Here is a 17578-nt window from a genome sequence, read left to right as displayed (position 1 = left end):
GCCTCTCAGCGCCGATGGTACTGCAAGGGGGACCTTGTGGGAGAGTAGGACGCCGCCGGACTCAACTTCAGCAACACCAGGAAACCCCTGACCGTTACCGGTCAGGGGTTTCCTGCGTTAACGGGCCGACCCGCATCGAGGCTGATGCTGTCGCGTGTTTGCCGGCTTCTCGAGTCGTGTCGGCCAGGATGATCGTGTGGGGGACTGGTGATCATGATGATCCGCGGGGAGCCGACACTGCCGTGGCCGGACGTGCGGTGGGACCGTCTGGCGATCGTCGGCAACCTCGTGTTCGAGGTTCCGGACGACTGGACGGCGATCGCAGGGCCGGGTGCGGTCGAGCTCGCACGTGCCGGGTCCACCATCACCCTGCGCCACGTCCATGCGCGTGGTGCCGACCCTGCTGTGGGGTTCGCAGCCGTGGCAGCGGAGGACCACGAGGCGCTGCTCATCGAAGGCGCTCCGGAGCGGTTGACCGTCCTGCGGAGCACGGGAACGATCCTCGACGTCCGCTACGGCGGTGTCGGGTCGACAGCAGTGCGCATCACGTCCCTCGGGCCGATCGAAGAGTGGCCGCCGGCGGTGCAGGTCGTCGACGACGTGCTGCGGTCGCGATGGTCGACCGCCTCGGTTGAGCGATCAGCAGCGATCCCGCCGGCAGACCGCGTCGTCGGCGCGGGCTCCACGAGCGGCAGCGCTGCGTCGGAGGGGCGTGATCGTGCGGCGGCGCTGCTCACGGTCCGTGGGCCGGACGGATTGTTCGAGCACCTCGTGCAGGTGGAGGACCGCGGGGTCGTCCCCAGACGGGTCCGACGGTCGGAGGTGGGCACGGCTGCTCGCGCTGCCGGTCTCACCGGACGCTTCGGCGCGCTGACGTCCGCCGGTGCCGCGCTGTTGCGTCCGGCGCGCGGCCCGGAGGACCTGCTCGTCGTCGAGTCCCGGACGCGCGACGTCGTGACGAGTCGATGGCGCGCATGGCTCAGCAAGGGTTCGGCACTCGTCGTCGAGGACGGCGACGGGCACAGCGCGATGGGCGTGATCCCGCACAGGCAGCTCAGTCGGGAGCTCCTCGCGTGGTTCGGCGTCGATCCGAGCTGGGTGATCGAGGACGAGGAGCCGGCGACGGTCCCGCTCGCCGCCCTGGACGATCGTGGCGGTCCGTGCCCGAGCGAGGTCGGGTGGATGCAGGCTGCCTGGCCCGTCCGCGACTGGCACACCGTCCGCGGGTGGGGCGAGCGCCGGCAGTTCGCAGTGCTGTCGATCGTGGTGCCGGGCATGGGTGTCTTCGACCGGGAGATCGACGGCGACACGGTCACCATGCGGCCGTCCTCGCCGGCGGCGTTCGCGCGGGACGTCGTCCGGTTCCTGACGGTCGAACGGCGCGACCCGGCTGAGCGCAGGCGTCTGCCGCTCCTCAGGGCAGCAGTCCGAGCTCCATCGCGCGGGTGACCGCCCGGGTACGGTCGTTCACGCCGAGCTTCTCGAACACATGCCCGAGGTGCGTCTTCACCGTGGTCTCGCTGACGAAGAGGGCGCGCCCGATGGCGGGGTTCGAGTTCCCCTGCGCCACGAGCTGGAGCACCTCGAGCTCGCGCGGGCTCAGCGCCGGCCCGACCGGGGCCCTGGCGGTGGTCCGGCGCACGAGCGCTGCAGCTGCGGAGGGCGCGAGCGCGGTCTCGCCTCGGGCGGTCGCACGGAGGCCCGCGAGGATCTCGGACTCGGGAGCCGCCTTGAGCAGGTAGCCCGAGGCGCCGGCCTCGATCGCCGCCAGGATCTGGTCGTCGGACTCGTACGTGGTCAGGATGAGCACACGGATGCCCGGCTCACGCGCGAGGATGCGTGCCGTTGCCGCGTCTCCGGTGCATCCGGGCATCCGGAGATCCATCAGCACGACGTCGGGACGCTCCGCCAGGACGGTCGCGACGGCTCCGTCACCATCGCTGGCCTGCCCGACGACCTCGACGTCGTCGGCGTCCTGCAGCAGGGCGACGATGCCCGCGCGGACGATCGGGTGGTCGTCCGCCACCACGACCCGGATCACCGCGTCGCTCCGAAGACGGAGGACTGCTCCGGTGCGGCCGGGAGGCTCGGTTCGGCTCCGGCCGGGACCGACGCTTCGATCGCGGTGCCGGTCCCCGGTGTCGACGTCACGACGCAGGTCCCGCCCGCCAGGGCGAGTCGGTCGCGCAGCCCACGCAGGCCGTGCCCGACGGTCGGTGCAGCGGCGTCGAAGCCGACGCCGTCGTCCTCGACACGCAGGACGACGCACCGGCCGTCCACGTGCAGTGCGACGCGCGCCGAGGTGGCCCGAGCGTGTGCGCGGACGTTCGCCAGTGCCTCCTGACCGACGCGGAGCAGGACCACCTGCGCGTCGCGGTCGAGCGGGCAGTCCGGCGCGTCGACCGCGACCGGGATGCCTGTCTCGCGGGTGAAGCGTTCGCCGAGCCGGTGCAGCGCAGCACCCAGGCCGTCGCTGGCGACCCCCGCGGCGCCGGCCGCGACCAGGGTCCGCGATTCCTCGAGCGCGGTCCGGGCGGACTCCTCGAGCACGGCGAGGCGCTCGTCGAGCCGGTCGGACCGGTCGGCAGCGAGGTCGGCGCGTGCCCGCTCGGTGAGCATGACGATGCCGGCGAGGTCCTGCGCCACGGTGTCGTGGATCTCGCGGGCCAGGCGTTCCCGTTCGCTCGTGACCCCGGCAGCGCGGTTCGCCTCGGCGAGGGACTGCTGCGTCGCCTCGAGCTGCTCGATGAGCCTGCGGCGCTCGTCGGACAGCCTGGCGATCCGGGAGATCCAGAGCCCGAGCGCGCAAGCGCCGAGGACGCTGATCGCTTCGATGATGATCGTGCCGGCGAGGGCGTCCAGGCCGGATGCGATCTGCAGGCCGACGCCCGACGCGATGCCGATGGCGACCGAGACCCAGACGGCGGTGCGGATGCGCTCGACCTGGCACCATGCCACGGGGAACAGGACGGACTGGATGAACGCGGTGCTCGGTACGACCGCGGGCAGCGCGAGGGCGACGACCACGAGCAAGGGCACGAAGGCTGCTGCGGCGCGGGGCTCGTCGTACCCACGCCAGCCGTACGTCACGTACGCCAGGGTGAGCAACCCGAGGGCGACGAAGGCCGGCCAGCGTGACGGCCAGGGCGACCAGTCGGTCGCTGCGATCACCGACACGAGCGCGACGGCGACTGCTACCGCGACGTGCAGTCCCCAGTTGCGGTGCCTGGTGATCCGGTCCATGCCGACAGCATCCCATCGAGTGCGGCCGGTGCGGGCGTTCTCCACAGACACGATCAGGAGTCCCGCCGGTTCCACCGGAACGTCAGCAGGCACGCGATGGTGCCGACGACCAGCCATGCTGCCAGGACGAGGGCTCCGAGTCCGAGGTGCCACGCGCCTCCCGGCTCGGCGGACGCGAACGCGTCCGGCAGGAAGACCGAGCGCATCCCCGATGCCATCCAGCGCAGCGGGAAGACGCTCGCGACGGTCTGCAGCCAGTCGGGCAGCTGGGTGAAGGGGAGGTACACACCGGAGATGAACTGCAGGACCAGGACGATCGGGACGACGGTGGCGGTGGCGCGGCGGCCCTCACGGGGGAGCGCCGAGATCGCGATGCCGAGGACGCTCGCCGTCGCGACGCCCAGGAGCATGATGCCGGCGAACCGCGCCCACGCACCGCCGTCGGTCGGCAGGTCGACGCCGAAGACGACGCCCGCGACGACGAGGAGCAGCGCGGTCTGCACGATCGAGGTCACGAGGACCATGCCGATCTTGCCGACGAAGTAGCTCACGACCGGCAGCGGGGTGCCGCCCAGGCGCTTGAGCGTCCCGTCGCTGCGCTCGCCGGCGATGTCGACGCCGAGTGCCTGTGTGCCGGAGAGCAGGAAGCCGGTGGCGACGAGTCCGGGCAGGTAGTAGGTGGCGTAGTCGACGCTGACGCCCGGCCCCGCCTGGATGTCGTCGGCGCTGCTGAAGGCGACGGAGAACAGCGCGAGCATGACGATCGGGAAGAGGAAGGTGAAGAAGACCGAGTCCGGTGCGCGGAAGTACGACCGGAGCTCGTACGCGATGCGGTGGGCGCCGAGGCGGATGCTGACTGCGGGGTTCATGTTGACTACGGGGTTCATGCTGCGTGCTCCGAGATCATGGTGAGGTAGACGTCCTCGAGCGAGGGTCGGACGACCTCGAGCGCGTGCATCGGGGTCGTGGTGCTCCGGACCAGTGCGGTCGGGTCGGTCGTCCGGCGCTCGTGCCGCGCGCCGGTGTCGTCCTGCCACCGGACGATCGGGGTGCGTGCGTCCTGTCCGCCGATCGCGTCGATGGGGGCGACGTCGAGCAGTCGTCCGCCGGCGAGCACGGCAGCGCGGTCCGCGAGGTGCGCGGCCTCGTCGAGGTAGTGCGTGGTGAGCAGGACGGTGGTGCCCTCGGCGCTGACGCTCCGGATCAGCTGCCAGAACTGCCGGCGGGCCTCGGGGTCGAAGCCGGTGGTCGGCTCGTCGAGGAACAGGACCTCGGGTCGGCCGATGATCCCGAGGGCGACGTCGACGCGGCGGCGCTGCCCTCCGGAGAGGCGGCTGATGCGGGTGTTGCGCTGAGCCTCGAGTCCGGTGGCGGCGAGGAGTTCGTCCACAGGGCGGCTGCGCGGGTACATGTGACGGAAGTGCTGCAGCTCCTCGGCGACGGTGACGTTCGGGGACTCGCCGCTGGTCTGCAGGACGATGCCGACGCGGGCGTTGTGGCTGCGACTGGCGTGCGCGGGGTCGTGCCCGAGGACCCGGACCTCGCCGCCGGTGCGGGAGCGGAAGCCCTCGAGGATCTCGACCGTGGTGGACTTGCCGGCACCGTTCGGGCCGAGCAGGGCGAAGGTCTCGCCGGCGTCGATCGTGAAGGAGACGTCGTCGACGGCGGTCTTGCCGCCGGAGTACTGCTTCGTGAGGTGCTCGACCGTGACGGCCGGTGTGGTGGACATGCGTCCAGCCTGACGGGTGCGTGGGCTCCGGCGGATCGGAGGGGCGGGCGGAGGTGCATCCTCCGATCGGAGGATGCCGCGTTCAGCGCCGGGTTCCGTGAACCAGGATCGTCATCTGCCGTTCCGTGGATCGTCTCCCGGCGGGGCGCCCCCGTTCGTCAGCTCCCGAGCGCTGCCCGCAGGTACGGCGCCGTGCGGCTCGTGGCGGACGCCGCGACCTCGCGCGGTGTCCCGGATGCCACGACCTGGCCGCCCTCGTCACCACCGGCCGGACCCATGTCGACGACGTGGTCCGCCTGCGCGACGACCGTCATCACGTGCTCGACCACGACGACGGTGTTCCCTGCGTCGGTGAGCCGCTGGAGCTGCGCGGTGAGGAGTTCGACGTCCGCCGGGTGCAGGCCCGTGGTCGGCTCGTCGAGCAGGTAGAGCGTGTGACCGGTCCGTGCGCGTTGGAGTTCGGTGGCGAGCTTGATGCGCTGGGCCTCGCCGCCGGACAGCTCCGGCGCGGGCTGCCCGAGTCGGAGGTAGCCGAGGCCGACGCTGCGCAGGGCATCCAGCGCGCGGGCGGCGGCGGGCAGGTCGGCGAGGGCGTCCGATGCCTCGTCGACGGTCATGCCGAGGACGTCCGCGACGGTCGAGCCGGCCCGGCGGACCTCGAGCGTCTCGGCGTTGTACCGGGCACCGTGGCACTCCGGGCACGGCGCCCAGCTGCCCGGAAGGAACAGGAGCTCGACGGAGACCGAGCCCTCGCCCTGGCAGACCTCGCAGCGGCCGCCCTCGACGTTGAACGAGAACCTCCCGGCGGTCCAGCCACGTTCCCGGGCGTCCTCGGTCGCGGCGAAGGCCTGCCGGACGGCATCGAACATGCCCGTGTAGGTCGCGAGGTTCGAGCGGGGTGTGCGGCCGATCGGCTTCTGGTCGACCTCGACGACGCGGGACATGAGCGGGTGCTGCGTCGCGACCGACGGCAGCACGCCACCGACGAGCGACGACTTGCCCGAGCCGGAGACCCCGGTCACCGCGGTCAACACCCCGAGGGGCAGGTCGACGTCGAGCCCGTTCTCGTCCTGGCCGCGCAGGTTGTGCAGGGTGAGGTCACGGAGCTCGAGCGTGCCCACGGGTTCGCGCTGCTCGTGCTCGACGGGCGAGGTCCGGGGCTGCAGGTAGCGCCGAGTGACGCTCTCGGGGACGTCGGCCAGGCCCGCCGGCGGGCCGCTGTACAGCACCCGCCCGCCGCCCGGACCGGCCCCGGGGCCGACGTCCACGATCCAGTCTGCACGCCGGACGATGTCCATGTCGTGCTCCACCACGAAGACGCTGTTGCCGCTGGCGCGGAGGTCGTCGAGGACCTGCACGAGGGACTCCGCGTCCGCCGGGTGCAGCCCCGCGCTCGGTTCGTCCAGCACGTAGACCACGCCGAACAGCCCCGACCGGAGCTGCGTCGCGATCCGCAGGCGCTGCGTCTCACCGGGGGAGAGCGTCGGCGTCGCCCGGTCGAGCCCGAGGTACCCGAGGCCGAGTCCGACGAGCACCTCGACCCGACCGAGCAGGTCCGTGGCGATCGACTTCGCGACCTCGGACCGCTCCCCGGACGTCACACGGCTCTGCGCGGGCGACGGGTCCTTCAGCTCGGCTGCGGGGCGCAGGACCTCGGCCACCTGTGCGAGCGGCAGTGCGTTGAACGCGGCGATCGACAGGCCGCCGAACGTCACCGCGAGGGCTGCCCTAGTCAGCCCGGAGCCGTGGCAGAGCTGGCACGGGCCGGACTCGACGAAGCGCAGGGCCTTGTTCCGCTGGGTCTCGCTCTGGGAGTCGGCGAGGGTGTGCAGCGTGTACTGCCGGGCGCTCCAGAACCGGCCCTTGTACGGCTTCGCCACCCGGTCGCGCTTCGGGTGGACCTCGACGACGGGCTGCTCCTCGGTGAAGAGCAGCCAGTCGCGGTCCTCCTGCGGGAGCTCCCGCCACGGACGCTCGATGTCGTAGCCGAGCACGGCCGTCACGTCGCGGAGGTTCTTGCCCTGCCACGCACCGGGCCAGGCGGTGATCGCGCCCTCGCGGATGGACAGCGACGGGTCGTGCACCGCCGAGGCCTCCGTCACCTCGTGCGCGGTGCCGAGGCCGTGGCAGCGCGGGCACGCCCCGGCGACGGTGTTCGGCGAGAACGAGTCGGAGTACAGCTGCTCGGCGCCCTCGGGGTAGGTGCCGGCGCGCGAGTAGAGCATGCGGACCGAGTTGCTCAACGTCGTCAGGGTGCCGACGGTCGAGCGGGTGCTCGGGGCGCCGCGGCGCTGCTGCAGGGCGACCGCCGGGGGCAGACCCGTGATCTCGTCGACGTGCGGTGTCGAACCCTGCGCGATGAGCCGTCGGGCGTACGGCGCGACGGACTCGAGGAAGCGACGCTGTGCCTCGGCGAAGACCGTGCCGAAGGCCAGGCTCGACTTGCCGGAGCCGGAGACACCCGTGAAGGCGACGATCCGGTCGCGGGGGATGTCGACGTCGACGTCCTGCAGGTTGTGTTCACGGGCGCCACGGACGCGGATGAACCCGTCGGACGACGACGGCGGGTCGGCAGGGTGGTGCGGGGCGGGCATTCGTTCGAGCGTAGGCGGATCGGCCGAGCGCCGTTCCGGACCGCTCGTCCGCACCCCGGCGGGTGCTGCTCCGGACGCGACCGGGAGACGGACGGGAGACACGGGGCGGGCTGGCAGCGGGCCTCCCGGCCGGTGCGTGGGGACGGGAGGCGCGGGGCGGGCTGGTCACGTGCCTCCCGGCCGGTCGGTACGGTGGTCGTGGGGAACGGGGGAGCGATGGTCGACGACGTCGCGTGGTCGCCGCCGAGGCGGCGGAACGGCATCTGGTGGATCGTGGCGAGCGGGCTGCTGCTGCCCGCGGGGTGGATCGCGTGGCTGCTCGTCGCGCTCGCCGGGTACAACGGCGCGGGGAACTCGACGCACACGCTCTCGAACCAGACGATCGGGAGCATCGTCGTCACGGTCGTGTGCGCCGGTGTGCCGCTGATCGGACTGGTCCTGCTGCTGGTGCAGCGTCAGCGGGACCGGTCGGTGACGCTGGTCGGGCCGATCGGGTGTGCAGTGTTCGTGGTCCTCGCGGCCGTGACGCTCGGGTACCCGACGACGCGGGTCGCGCAGAGCTGGGCGGCGGAGGAGGAGCAGCGGGCGCAGCCGCCGACCGCGACCGAGACGAGTCGGACGCCGGCGCAGGCCGAGCGGGACCTCGCGGCCGTGGGGGAGCGCGCGGTGCGGGCGATGGGCGGTGACCCGGAGACCGGTGACGTCGTGCAGTTCCCACGCGGCTGCTCGCTGTCGAACCTCGAGCGGGGCACGGAGTACACGTGGCGGTGGTCCTTCCCCGCCGATGCGGACGCGGATGACGAGCCGCAGACCGAGGCGGATCGCAAGGCCGACCTCCTGCCCCAGGACCAGGCCGAAGCGCGTCTGGCTCCGGTCCGCGAGGTCTTCCTCGACGCCGGGCTCCGTGACGCCGATCCGCTCGGGTGGGACATCAGGGTGGTCGGTGACGACTGGCTCGCGGAGGGGAACGCGGGCGTGACCCGGACCTCGGGTGACGTGATGATCGAGACGACCTGCCTGGCCGGAGGGCCCGGCGACGGGTACGACGACGATGAGTGAGCGCGTGACGGCCGCGGCGCCGGGACGTCGAGCACCCGTCAGCGTGTGGGTCGCACTCGTGGTGGCCGCCGGCTGCACCGTGTACGAGCTGCTCGCGGGCGCTCTCGTCGAGTGGACCGGGCTCGGTTTCGTGCCGCTGCTGTTCGTGCCGCCGCTCTACCTGGCGGCGATCCTGCTGCTGATCTGGGTCGGGCAGCAGGGCGTCCGGGTGGCGCGGGCACTGGCGATCGTCGTGGGGATCGTGCTCGCGGTGTCGTTGCCGGTCGCGGTGGTCGTGGCGATGCGGACGTGGCACTGAGCGGTGGCGATCGGCTCGGGGTGTCAGTCGTTCGCGACGGGTCGGCGGAGGGTCCCCAGCGCCCCCGCGGTCAGGAGGAAGCCTGCGAGACCTGCGGCGGTGAGGACGAAGGGCATCGTCACCGGTGGTGGCTGCACCACGGCGGCGAGGGGCAGGCCCAGGAACCCGGCCACACCCGCCGCGAGCACACCGCAGACCACGGCCGCGGGCAGGACACCGAGCGCATCGTCGACGACCCGGGCGAGCGCGAACAGCGTCGCCGCGACCAGGACGCCGAGGACTGCTCCGAGGGGGACACCGAGCACGGCGAGCAGGCCGAGGAACGACGAGTCCGGCGGCCACCAGTCGGTCGGGGTCACGATCGGCTCGTCGACGGTCGGGTCGGCGATCCAGGCCTCACCGATGATGCCGAACGGTTCGGCGGCGCCGATCAGCGCGCCGGCGAGCAGGACGACGGGCCACGGCCAGTGGCGGCGGTGTTCGTGCATGTGGACCCCCCTGTGCTCGAGCTTGGCGGTGCAGTCTGGGAGCGCGGCCGGAGCGCCGATCCCTCGGTAGCGTGGAGGCGGGGCGTTCGACGAGTGAGGGGGGACGGATGAACGACGCGGGACAGCCGGCCGGCACGGACGAACCAGCCGGGACCGGGCGCTCGGACCACCCGTCGCGACGGGCGCCGAGCGGTGCGTGGATCGCGGGGAGCATCCTGGCGTTCGTGGTCGGGAGCCTCGTCATCGTGTACGCGATCGCGACGACGGCGGCGCCGACGGTCGAGCAGCGGGCCACCGTGCAGGGCCTCGCCGCGGCGTTCGTCACCGGTGGACTGATTGCGGTGCTCGTCCCGGCGACCGCGATCGTCTCCCTGGTGATCGCCGCGAAGCGAGGTCGGACCGGGGCCGCTGCCGGCATCGCCGTCTGCGGGGCGCTCGGCGCGATCGCGATGCTGACGATGGTGCCCTTCGCACTGCTGTCCGCGGGTGACGCGCGGGCCGACGCAGCACGACGGGCGGCACCGCCGACCGCACTCGAGACCAGCCGGACGCCCGAGCAGGCGGAAGCCGGACTCGTCGAGCTGGGAGGACGGGTCGTCGACGCGCTCGGACACGAGGCACCGACCGACGACCAGGTCAGCGTCGACGTCCGACCGTGTCGGCTCGACAACTCCGACGACGGCGTCCTGGTCCACTACTCCTGGCGTGGTCCCGACGCCGACGACCCGGCTGGGACGCCCGAGCAGACGAAGGCTGCCGTCGCACCGGCGGTCCGGTTCCTGCATGCCGAGGACTTCGCGGTCGGCACCCGGTTCGTGGGCGGGGGCGTCGTGATGCTCGACCGTGATCAGGGGGTCTCCGTCGACCTGTACAGCGCTGACCGCGTCGAACTCGGATCGCCCTGCCTGGTCGACACGGGCGGCTGACGGTACCCGAGCGGTTGTTCGCTCCTGCAACGTCCGCTGAGTCCACGGACCCGGGGGCGGGTAGACCGGGGGACATGAAGGTCGTCGGAGTCGAAACGTTCGGAGGGCCCGAAGCCCTCGCCGTCCACGAGGTCCCGGAGCCCCACGCCGGCTCCGGCACCGTCCGCATCAGGGTGCAGGCGTTCGCCGTGAACCCCACGGACACCGGCGTGCGCGCAGGGCAGCGTGACTCGTCCGAGGCCTCGCCGCCGTACGTGCCGGGCATGGACGCCGCCGGCGTCATCGACGAGGTCGGCGACGACGTCGAGGGCTGGCAGGTCGGGGACCAGGTGATGGCGATGGCCCTGCCGCTCTCCGAGCACGGCGGCGCCTACGTGGAGCACCTCGTCGCGCCGGTCGGGTCCTTCACACGGATCCCGGCGGGGCTGTCGATCGAGGAAGCCGCGACCGTCCCGATGAACGGCCTGACCGCGTTGCAGATCCTCGCCCGCGCGGAGCTCTCGCAGGGCGACACACTCGCCGTGACCGGATCCGCGGGGCTGCTCGGCAACTACGTCGTGCAGCTCGCGAAGCAGCGGGGCATCACGGTCATCGCCGACGCAGCGCCGAAGGACGAGGACCTCGTGCGGTCCCTCGGGCCGGACCACATGGTGCGCCGCGGGGACGGTTTCGCCGCAGCCGTGCGCGGCATCGTGCCGGACGGCGTCGACGCGCTCGCCGATGCCGCGGTGCAGCGGGACGAGGTCGTCGACGCGGTGCGCGACGGCGGGTTCTTCGCGGACGTGCGGGGCTGGGAGGGCAACGGTGCTCGCGGGATCCGGTTCGAGCGGATCATGGTGTTCTCCGAGTACACGTCGTTCGACCTGCTCGAGGAGCTGCGGCAGGCGGTGGAGGACGGGGTGCTCGTGCCGCGGGTCGCCGAGGTGCTGCCCGCGTCGCGCGCTGCGGAGGCGCACGAGCGGCTCGAGGTCGGCGGGACGCGGGGGCGGTTCGTGCTCACCTGGTGAGTGCGGGTCGCGGTCGCGACCGGATGACGGACGGGAGGCGCGGTGCCGGCTGGCACCGCGCCTCCCGTCCGTTCTCCTCGCACCAGCTTGATATACCAAGCGTGACCCGCGGTGTTCCGGTTGCTATGCTGGCGCTCCTGACGGGAGCCCGTCGGAAGTGGAGGATGAGCAAGCGTGGGGAAGAAGGTGGTCTCCGAGGTGCACTCGGTCTACCAGCACAACGGATCCACGCACCGTGCATCGGTGAAGTCGCACGGCGTCGTGACCCGATCGGCATGGCAGCCACCGACGAAGGTCGCGTACGCCCACCGGCCGAAGTCGGTCTCCGGGAACCAGGCGTTCTGGGCCCGCCGCGGATGAGGAACTTCGCGGCTGCCACCGTCCTGGCGGTGGCAGCCGTCCTCGCGCTGTCGGCAGTGCTCGCGGTGTCCGTCGTCGGCGAGGTCGAGGCACTCGGGCTCCTCGCCGGGCGGGCGACGCTCGAGCTCGCTGAGCTGCCGGTCGGCGAGACGAAGGTCGAACACATCCGGGACATCACCGCTGCGGCTGAGCGTTCCGGGGTGCGAGTCTCGCTCCTGGTTCCGGATCGTGACGGACGGCCCGGGGTGTGGACCGCCTACACGTTCCGGGGGCCGGCAACGCAACCCGGGATCGGCGCGGCGATCAGCACACGGCCGATCGGTGACGGTGGCACGCTCGACCTGCTCGGTCCGATGGCGGTCGAGGGCGACGGACGGTCGGTCCGACGGTTCACCGAGGAGCTGCGGCAGGCCGGGTACACGACGGTCGACACGACGCCCGCTCCGGTCGAGGCGCTCGTCGTGGTCCTGGCACGGCCGACCATCGCGCTCGTCGCGGTCGCCGTCCTGCTCGGACTGGGGATCGCGCTCGTCGCCGAGTCGAGACGCCGTGCCGGACGGCAGGACCTTCGCTTGCGAGCGGGCTGGTCCGGAGGGAGCGTGGCCTGCGCGGAAGCCCTGGACCTCGGTCGCCTGGCGGGCCCGGTGGCGACCGCAGCATGCGTCGGTCCGCCGGTGGCGCTCGCGGTGCACGGGGCCGGCGCTCCGGCGCTCCGGTTCACGACGGTCGTCGTCGTGGTGTGCGTCCTCGCGGCGTTGCTGGCCGCCCTCGTGCTGCACGTCGGCTGCGCCCTGCTGAGCGCTGCCGCGACCCACCGCGCTGCGGAGGCTCGATGGCCGATGGTCCTCGTCGCCGCCGCCGGCATCTCACTCGTCATCGTGGCCGTCGCCGACGTGCAGTGCCTGCAGGACCGTCAGCGGACCACCGCCGAGGCCGAACGGATCCTGGTCGCCGAAGCTGCGCACGGGGACGACGTCGTGCTCGGGACAGCGTCGACGACCCTCGAGCAGGACCAGGCGTTGGGGGCCATCGCGACCGGAGCACTCGCGCGAGGGGACGCCAGCATGGCCTACTCCTCCTTCACGGATCGGTTCACACTGGTCGGCGACGCCAGCGCGTCCCTGCGTGCACTCGTGCCGGGCGGCCTCCCTCCGCACGGGCAACCACTCCTGCTCGTGCCCGATGCCCTCGCCAGCGAGAGCGACGCGCTCCGCGATGCGGCAGCGGCGGACATCGCAACCGGTTGGCAGGTGGAAGGACGTCAGCCTCCGCGACCACTCGACATCCGGATCCGACCGGTGCGCTCGACCGCAGCCGTCACCGAGTCCGCGATCCTCTGGACGAACGGGATCGAACCGCTGCTGCCAACGTGGCCGGACATCCCCGTGTTGGTCGTTCCCGACCCGAAGGACCTCGCACCGAACCAGGTCGGGACCGGCGTCGCGAACGGCGAGGTGCGCTTCGCCGACCGTGCGGCTCTCGAACGCCAGCTGCGAGCTGCCGGGCTCGCGGACATCGTCCTGCAGGTCGACCGCGTGGGGGCCCGCGTGGAACGGCAACTCGGAGAACTCCGGACCGAGCGCCACACGCTGCTGCTGGCCGTCGGTGCTGCGTTGTCGGCCCTCGTGCTCGCAGCGATCTCGCTCGTGGGTGAACACCGCGTCCGCACTGCTCGACTCGGGCGCGTGCAGTACCTGGTCGGACGGCACCCGCTGGTCCGGCACCGGTGGTTCCTCGTCGGCGCGAGCGGCACAGCCCTGACCACCGCCGCGGTGACGAGTGCGTTGTCGGGAGCTCGTGGGGACGTGATCCTCACCGCAGGCGTCGCCAGCGGAGCGGGAGCCCTCGTGTTGCTCGGCGTGGTGTCCGCCGTGATGCCGACGCGTCGAGCGGAAGCGTGGAGGAAGACATGGTGATCGGAGCGCCGGTGCTCGAAGTCGACGGACTGGGGTTCGACATCGGGCCCCGGAAGTTGTGGGACGAGCTGTCCCTGTCCGTCCGTCCGGGGGACGCCGTCGCAGTCCTCGGACCGTCGGGGCAGGGGAAGAGCACGCTGCTCCGATGCCTCGGCGGACTGCAGACCCCGTTGCGAGGGGCTGTCCGGTTGCGGGGCGAGGACGTGCACCGGAGTGTTCGTCGCGCCCGGCGGCTGATGCGGCGGGACCGCGTCGGGTTCGTCGTGCAGGACCACGCGGTCGTGCCGCAGTGGACGATCGAGCAGAACCTCGGCGTCGTGCGGCCGAGCGGTGTCCCTCGGCGTGAGCGCGACGAGCGGGTCCAGGAGGCGGCGAACGCGGTGGGGCTCGGGGGCCGCCTCCGGATGCGGGCGGGGTTCCTCAGCGGTGGGGAGCAGCAGCGGGTCGCCGCCGCGCGGGTGCTCGTACAACGGCCGTTGCTGGTGCTCGCGGACGAGCCGACGGCCTCGCTCGACGAGATGAGCGCGGCGCTGGTGCGGGACGCACTCGAGCAGCTCCGGAGTGCGGGGAGCGCGATCGTGGTGGCGACGCACGATGCCACGATGCAGGCGTGGGCAGGCGGTCGGATCGCCCTCTGACGCCCGTCGGTCGGAGCACAGCCACTCGTCACTCTCGTCCCCGCCCTTCCGGTCGGCCGACGATGGCGGCCCAGCGGTCGAGCTCGTCCTCGACGCGATCTGCGACCGCTGCGGGATCGTCGTGCTCCCACGAGCGGAGGACCCGCCAGCCCTCAGACGTCAGGATCGCCTAGTTCCGGGCGTCGCGCTGCCGGTTCGCCAGCAGCTTCCGGCGCCACAGCTCGGCGTTCGCCTTCGGCAGGTGCGTGTGCTCCTCGCAGTGGTGCCAGAAGCAGCCGTCGACGAAGACCGCGATCCGGGCGCGTGGGAACACGAGGTCCGGGCGGACACGGCACCGGCGGCTCACCTGCCGGTCGACGAAGAACCGACGGCCCCGGCGGTGCAGCTCCCGGCGCAGTGCGAGCTCGGGTGCCGTGTCACGCCTGCCGAAGCGGGCCATGTGGCGACGGCGTGCGTCGTCGGCTTCCCACTGTTCCACCACTCGAGCCTGTCGTGCCGAGGCGTGATCGTGGTCGCGGACGACGACGATGTGGGGGAGGTGTGCCGCTTGCCGGCTGTGCAGGAACGACCGAGGCCGCTGCTTACTCGGGTAGCCCGAGCCGCTCGCACTCCGTCCACTGCTCGGGCCGCCGCTCCGCCAACCACGCCGTGAACTCGTCGTACCCGCGGAAGTTCGTGAAGACCGTGCACTGCTTCTTCTTGCGGTCGTTCCACGCGGTCAGGCTGATGAAGGTCGGCCCACCGCCGGCCGACTGCGTCCCGTACCGGAGCACGTGGATGTCGTCGACCTCGCGACGACGGGCCTTCCCGAAGCCGGACTTCACGAGGTAGTGCCGGTCGAACACGGTCACGCGTCCGGCTGCCAGTGCGAGACCGATCAGGAGGAACAAGGCACCCACCAGGCCGATCAGCACGAACGCGGTGCTGTCCGCGCCCGGGACGACCAACTGCTCGATCACGGTTCCGAGCAGCCCGAAGACGACTGCGGCTCCGCCGAGCACGATGAGGATCTGCTGGGGGAACCTCGGCCGCTGGACGACGAACAGCGGCTCGCCGTCCGCCTTCGCCTCCGTGCCACCCCACGTGTTGATGCTGTCGCTCATCGTTCCCCTCCGAGGGCCACCGTACCGAACGGGTCCTCCGCTCGCCCCCTCAGTCCTCCGGGATCGTCCGGACCCACTGCTCGAAGGCGAGCGCGTCCTCGTTGCTGAACACGGCGGACGGCCGGGCGTCCTGTCGGCCGGTGAAGAGGAACAGCGTCCCGTCTGCCAGCCCCGGCGTCGCATCGTCGAGCACGGACGACCTCGGCGCCACACCCTTGCGCGAGAGGAACGTCAGCTGTTCCCCGTTCGCGGACTCCGCGATGCCGGTCTCGCCGTCGAAGAACGCTGCGAGGTCCATCACGAGGAAGACGGTGCTGCCGTCCTGTGTGGTCACGAGGACGGCTGGCTTCGCGTGCGGCTGCCCGAAGGGGCGCTCGGTCACCGCCGCGGTGACGCCGGAGCCGGACCAGGGGCGGACCTGGTCGAGGGGGAGCTTCGCGACCGCGGACGGTGCGGCACGCTTCGCTGGGTGGACGGCCTCGGTGAGCAGCGCCCCGAAGAGGACGGCGAGGAACCATGCCGGCGCGGAGAACGTCTTGGTCGCGAGCAGGACGAAGAAGACGCCGAGGAATCCGACCCACACGAGATCGGGCCACCACCCGGAGCTGCGGCGTTGACCGATCGGCCACACGACGCTTCCGTACGCCAGCCCGACGAGCGTCGGCACCCAGAACGCCGACGGGCGGATCGTGCCCGTGTGGAAGTGCAGCCATACCGAGACGGCCGCGGCGATGAGCGCGATGACGGCGAGCACGATGCGTCCGCCGCGACGGTCTCGCTCGCGGGTGCTGAGCGTGGCCATGTCGTTCCCCCTCGTGCTGTCGAGCTGCGGCGCGCAGCGCCCGCCGTTGTTCCCCTGGTGTGTCCAGTCAAGCAGGACCGGCGGTGCTGGTCTGTCGGATCGGACGTGACCGTGTGGCGGACGGGAGGCGCGGTGGCGGACTGCAGCGTGCCTCCCGTCCGACGGGTGGTCACCCCTCGACGGCTGGCGGCGCCCGCGAGGAGCCCTACGATCGTGCGGGTGAGCAGCGACGTGATGCCCGGACGGTACCGGCACTTCAAGGGCGGGGAGTACGAGGTGGTCCTGGTGGCGAAGGACGTCGAGACCGAGGAGCCGGTCGTCGTGTACCAGGCGCTGTACGGGGAGCGGGGGCACTGGGTGCGGTCGCTCGCTGACTTCACGGCGCACGTGTCGCGGGACGGGTACGAGGGGCCGCGGTTCGTCCGACTCGACTGAGCGCGGGTCGACCCTAGGACGAGTGCACCGGTGCCACACTCACCCGAAGTCGCTGGCGTTGCCGTCGGCGCAGTCCGACGAGAGCTGAAGGACGGTGTTCAGGGCGCTGGAGCCCAACCCGATCTTCGGGCGTCCGTCGCCGTCGGCGCCGAGGTAGTGCAGGGGTCGGCCGTCGTTCAGCGAGGTCGTGGTCCGGTGCGTGGAGTAGCCGTTCTCCTTGAGCACGGCTTCGGCGCGGTCGATGTAGTCCTGCGGGTCGGAGGGTGACGCGCCTTCGACCGACCAGCTGAACTGCACTCCTTCGTCGGAGCGTGGTCCGCACTCGGTCGCGGCCGGCTGCCGCAGCTCCGGTAGGGCCGCTTCATCCAGTGCGCGGAGCTTCTCGACGATCGTCAGGCTCTCGCTGCGAACTTCGTCCGGGGTCATGCGCGATTCCGATCGAGTGATGGTCGGTGTGGTCTGTGGAGTTCCCGGCTGGCCCGCGCAGCCGCCCGTGAGAAGCGCAGCGGCGACGACGAGTGCCGTCGCTCCGTGTCTCTGGAGAGCGTTCATCGAGTTGTGGCCTCCGCCGTGCTCAGGAGTGACTTCGTGCCTTCGTTGCAGCATCGCGACTTGTCCTGCTTCGACGCCGCCGGATCACGAGCAGGTCGGCCGTGACGAACGCGAGCGTGACGGCGATGAACCAGACCGTGGTGGCATCGCCCGTCGACGCCGTCGCGAGCGTGGGCCCGTCGCCGGGCGTGGCGGTGATGAGACCGGGAACGCTGGTAGGTGCACCGGTGATCGCAGCGAGGGCTGTCATCACGATCGCTGCAGCAGCGAGTGTCACGACACTGCCGACCATCGATGCTGCGACGACGAAGGTGAGGCGCAAGGGCTGCATGGGGGTCTCCTGGTGGTCGGTCGTCGAGCCGTGGCCGTCGGCCGCGGCGTCGTTCTCATTTGTACTGACTCGCAGTTGAAACATCAATATGCCATCG

Annotated in this window: 20 protein-coding genes; 9 read left to right on the top strand and 11 right to left on the bottom strand. The window is 71.8% G+C overall.

All coding sequences use genetic code 11. From position 1 onward, the window contains the following. Window positions 1-207 precede the first annotated feature (207 nt). Window positions 208-1449, top strand: a complete 1242-nt coding sequence (locus JOD95_RS04205; protein ID WP_209683297.1) for a hypothetical protein — start codon at window positions 208-210, stop codon at window positions 1447-1449. Here JOD95_RS04205 and JOD95_RS04200 read toward each other — a convergent pair. The 5 genes from JOD95_RS04200 to JOD95_RS04180 form a co-directional block, all read right to left on the bottom strand. Further along, window positions 1415-2041, bottom strand: coding sequence for a response regulator transcription factor (locus JOD95_RS04200; RefSeq protein ID WP_209683293.1), 627 nt, complete (start codon window positions 2039-2041; stop codon window positions 1415-1417). The genes JOD95_RS04205 and JOD95_RS04200 overlap by 35 nt on opposite strands. Further along, window positions 2038-3243: a sensor histidine kinase gene (locus tag JOD95_RS04195; protein WP_209683291.1), complete on the bottom strand. Its 1206-nt coding sequence runs from the start codon at window positions 3241-3243 to the stop codon at window positions 2038-2040. The genes JOD95_RS04200 and JOD95_RS04195 overlap by 4 nt, the downstream gene beginning before the upstream one ends. Before the next feature lie 53 nt (window positions 3244-3296). Then, the gene (locus JOD95_RS04190; protein ID WP_209683288.1) at window positions 3297-4130 is read right to left on the bottom strand and encodes an ABC transporter permease; all 834 of its coding nucleotides are present in this window, start codon (window positions 4128-4130) and stop codon (window positions 3297-3299) included. Next, a complete protein-coding gene (locus JOD95_RS04185; RefSeq protein ID WP_209683285.1) occupies window positions 4127-4972 on the bottom strand; it encodes an ABC transporter ATP-binding protein in 846 nt (281 codons plus the stop codon). Before JOD95_RS04185 ends, JOD95_RS04190 begins: the two co-directional genes overlap by 4 nt. A gap of 158 nt (window positions 4973-5130) precedes the next feature. Then, the gene (locus tag JOD95_RS04180) at window positions 5131-7566 is read right to left on the bottom strand and encodes an excinuclease ABC subunit UvrA (RefSeq protein ID WP_209683282.1); all 2436 of its coding nucleotides are present in this window, start codon (window positions 7564-7566) and stop codon (window positions 5131-5133) included. A 216-nt stretch (window positions 7567-7782) separates the two neighbouring features. Between JOD95_RS04180 and JOD95_RS04175 the strand changes: the two genes are divergently transcribed. Together JOD95_RS04175 and JOD95_RS04170 are read left to right on the top strand one after the other, a co-directional pair. Beyond that, window positions 7783-8625 carry a hypothetical protein gene (locus JOD95_RS04175; protein ID WP_209683279.1) on the top strand — a complete coding sequence of 281 codons (843 nt, stop codon included), beginning with the start codon at window positions 7783-7785 and terminating at the stop codon, window positions 8623-8625. Further along, window positions 8618-8923, top strand: coding sequence for a hypothetical protein (locus JOD95_RS04170; protein ID WP_209683276.1), 306 nt, complete (start codon window positions 8618-8620; stop codon window positions 8921-8923). The genes JOD95_RS04175 and JOD95_RS04170 overlap by 8 nt, the downstream gene beginning before the upstream one ends. Before the next feature lie 23 nt (window positions 8924-8946). On the opposite strand, the gene JOD95_RS04165 is transcribed toward JOD95_RS04170, so the two are convergent. Next, window positions 8947-9411 carry a hypothetical protein gene (locus JOD95_RS04165; RefSeq protein ID WP_209683273.1) on the bottom strand — a complete coding sequence of 155 codons (465 nt, stop codon included), beginning with the start codon at window positions 9409-9411 and terminating at the stop codon, window positions 8947-8949. 107 nt (window positions 9412-9518) lie between these two features. Between JOD95_RS04165 and JOD95_RS04160 the strand changes: the two genes are divergently transcribed. The 5 genes from JOD95_RS04160 (at window position 9519) to JOD95_RS04140 (ending at window position 14258) form a co-directional block, all read left to right on the top strand. Next, the gene (locus JOD95_RS04160) at window positions 9519-10337 is read left to right on the top strand and encodes a hypothetical protein (RefSeq protein ID WP_209683270.1); all 819 of its coding nucleotides are present in this window, start codon (window positions 9519-9521) and stop codon (window positions 10335-10337) included. Between the two features lie 74 nt (window positions 10338-10411). Beyond that, the gene (locus JOD95_RS04155) at window positions 10412-11344 is read left to right on the top strand and encodes an NADP-dependent oxidoreductase (protein WP_209683268.1); all 933 of its coding nucleotides are present in this window, start codon (window positions 10412-10414) and stop codon (window positions 11342-11344) included. A gap of 174 nt (window positions 11345-11518) precedes the next feature. Continuing rightward, window positions 11519-11704, top strand: a complete 186-nt coding sequence (locus JOD95_RS16190; RefSeq protein WP_209683265.1) for a lactococcin 972 family bacteriocin — start codon at window positions 11519-11521, stop codon at window positions 11702-11704. 29 nt (window positions 11705-11733) lie between these two features. Beyond that, window positions 11734-13620 carry a hypothetical protein gene (locus JOD95_RS04145; RefSeq protein ID WP_209683262.1) on the top strand — a complete coding sequence of 629 codons (1887 nt, stop codon included), beginning with the start codon at window positions 11734-11736 and terminating at the stop codon, window positions 13618-13620. Continuing rightward, window positions 13614-14258, top strand: coding sequence for an ABC transporter ATP-binding protein (locus tag JOD95_RS04140; protein WP_209683259.1), 645 nt, complete (start codon window positions 13614-13616; stop codon window positions 14256-14258). Before JOD95_RS04145 ends, JOD95_RS04140 begins: the two co-directional genes overlap by 7 nt. A gap of 169 nt (window positions 14259-14427) precedes the next feature. Here JOD95_RS04140 and JOD95_RS04135 read toward each other — a convergent pair whose 3' ends face one another. From JOD95_RS04135 to JOD95_RS04125, 3 genes are all read right to left on the bottom strand, one after another. Next, window positions 14428-14736 (bottom strand): very short patch repair endonuclease, encoded by a 309-nt coding sequence (locus JOD95_RS04135; protein WP_307810366.1) that lies wholly within the window; start codon window positions 14734-14736, stop codon window positions 14428-14430. Between the two features lie 103 nt (window positions 14737-14839). Then, window positions 14840-15361: a hypothetical protein gene (locus JOD95_RS04130; protein ID WP_209683256.1), complete on the bottom strand. Its 522-nt coding sequence runs from the start codon at window positions 15359-15361 to the stop codon at window positions 14840-14842. Window positions 15362-15410: 49 nt separating this feature from the next. Beyond that, window positions 15411-16163, bottom strand: a complete 753-nt coding sequence (locus tag JOD95_RS04125) for a hypothetical protein (RefSeq protein ID WP_209683253.1) — start codon at window positions 16161-16163, stop codon at window positions 15411-15413. 219 nt (window positions 16164-16382) lie between these two features. Between JOD95_RS04125 and JOD95_RS04120 the strand changes: the two genes are divergently transcribed. Further along, a complete protein-coding gene (locus JOD95_RS04120) occupies window positions 16383-16598 on the top strand; it encodes a DUF1653 domain-containing protein (protein ID WP_271826423.1) in 216 nt (71 codons plus the stop codon). Between the two features lie 39 nt (window positions 16599-16637). Here the strand turns inward: JOD95_RS04120 and JOD95_RS04115 are convergent, their stop codons facing one another. Together JOD95_RS04115 and JOD95_RS04110 are read right to left on the bottom strand one after the other, a co-directional pair. Then, window positions 16638-17024 (bottom strand): hypothetical protein, encoded by a 387-nt coding sequence (locus tag JOD95_RS04115; protein WP_209683250.1) that lies wholly within the window; start codon window positions 17022-17024, stop codon window positions 16638-16640. Window positions 17025-17172: 148 nt separating this feature from the next. Beyond that, window positions 17173-17565: an LPXTG cell wall anchor domain-containing protein gene (locus JOD95_RS04110; protein WP_209683247.1), complete on the bottom strand. Its 393-nt coding sequence runs from the start codon at window positions 17563-17565 to the stop codon at window positions 17173-17175. Window positions 17566-17578: the final 13 nt, after the last annotated feature.

The organism is Curtobacterium sp. 1310, from assembly GCF_017834105.1.
GTDB lineage: Bacteria > Actinomycetota > Actinomycetes > Actinomycetales > Microbacteriaceae > Curtobacterium.
This window is presented reverse-complemented; position numbering and strand designations above follow the sequence as displayed.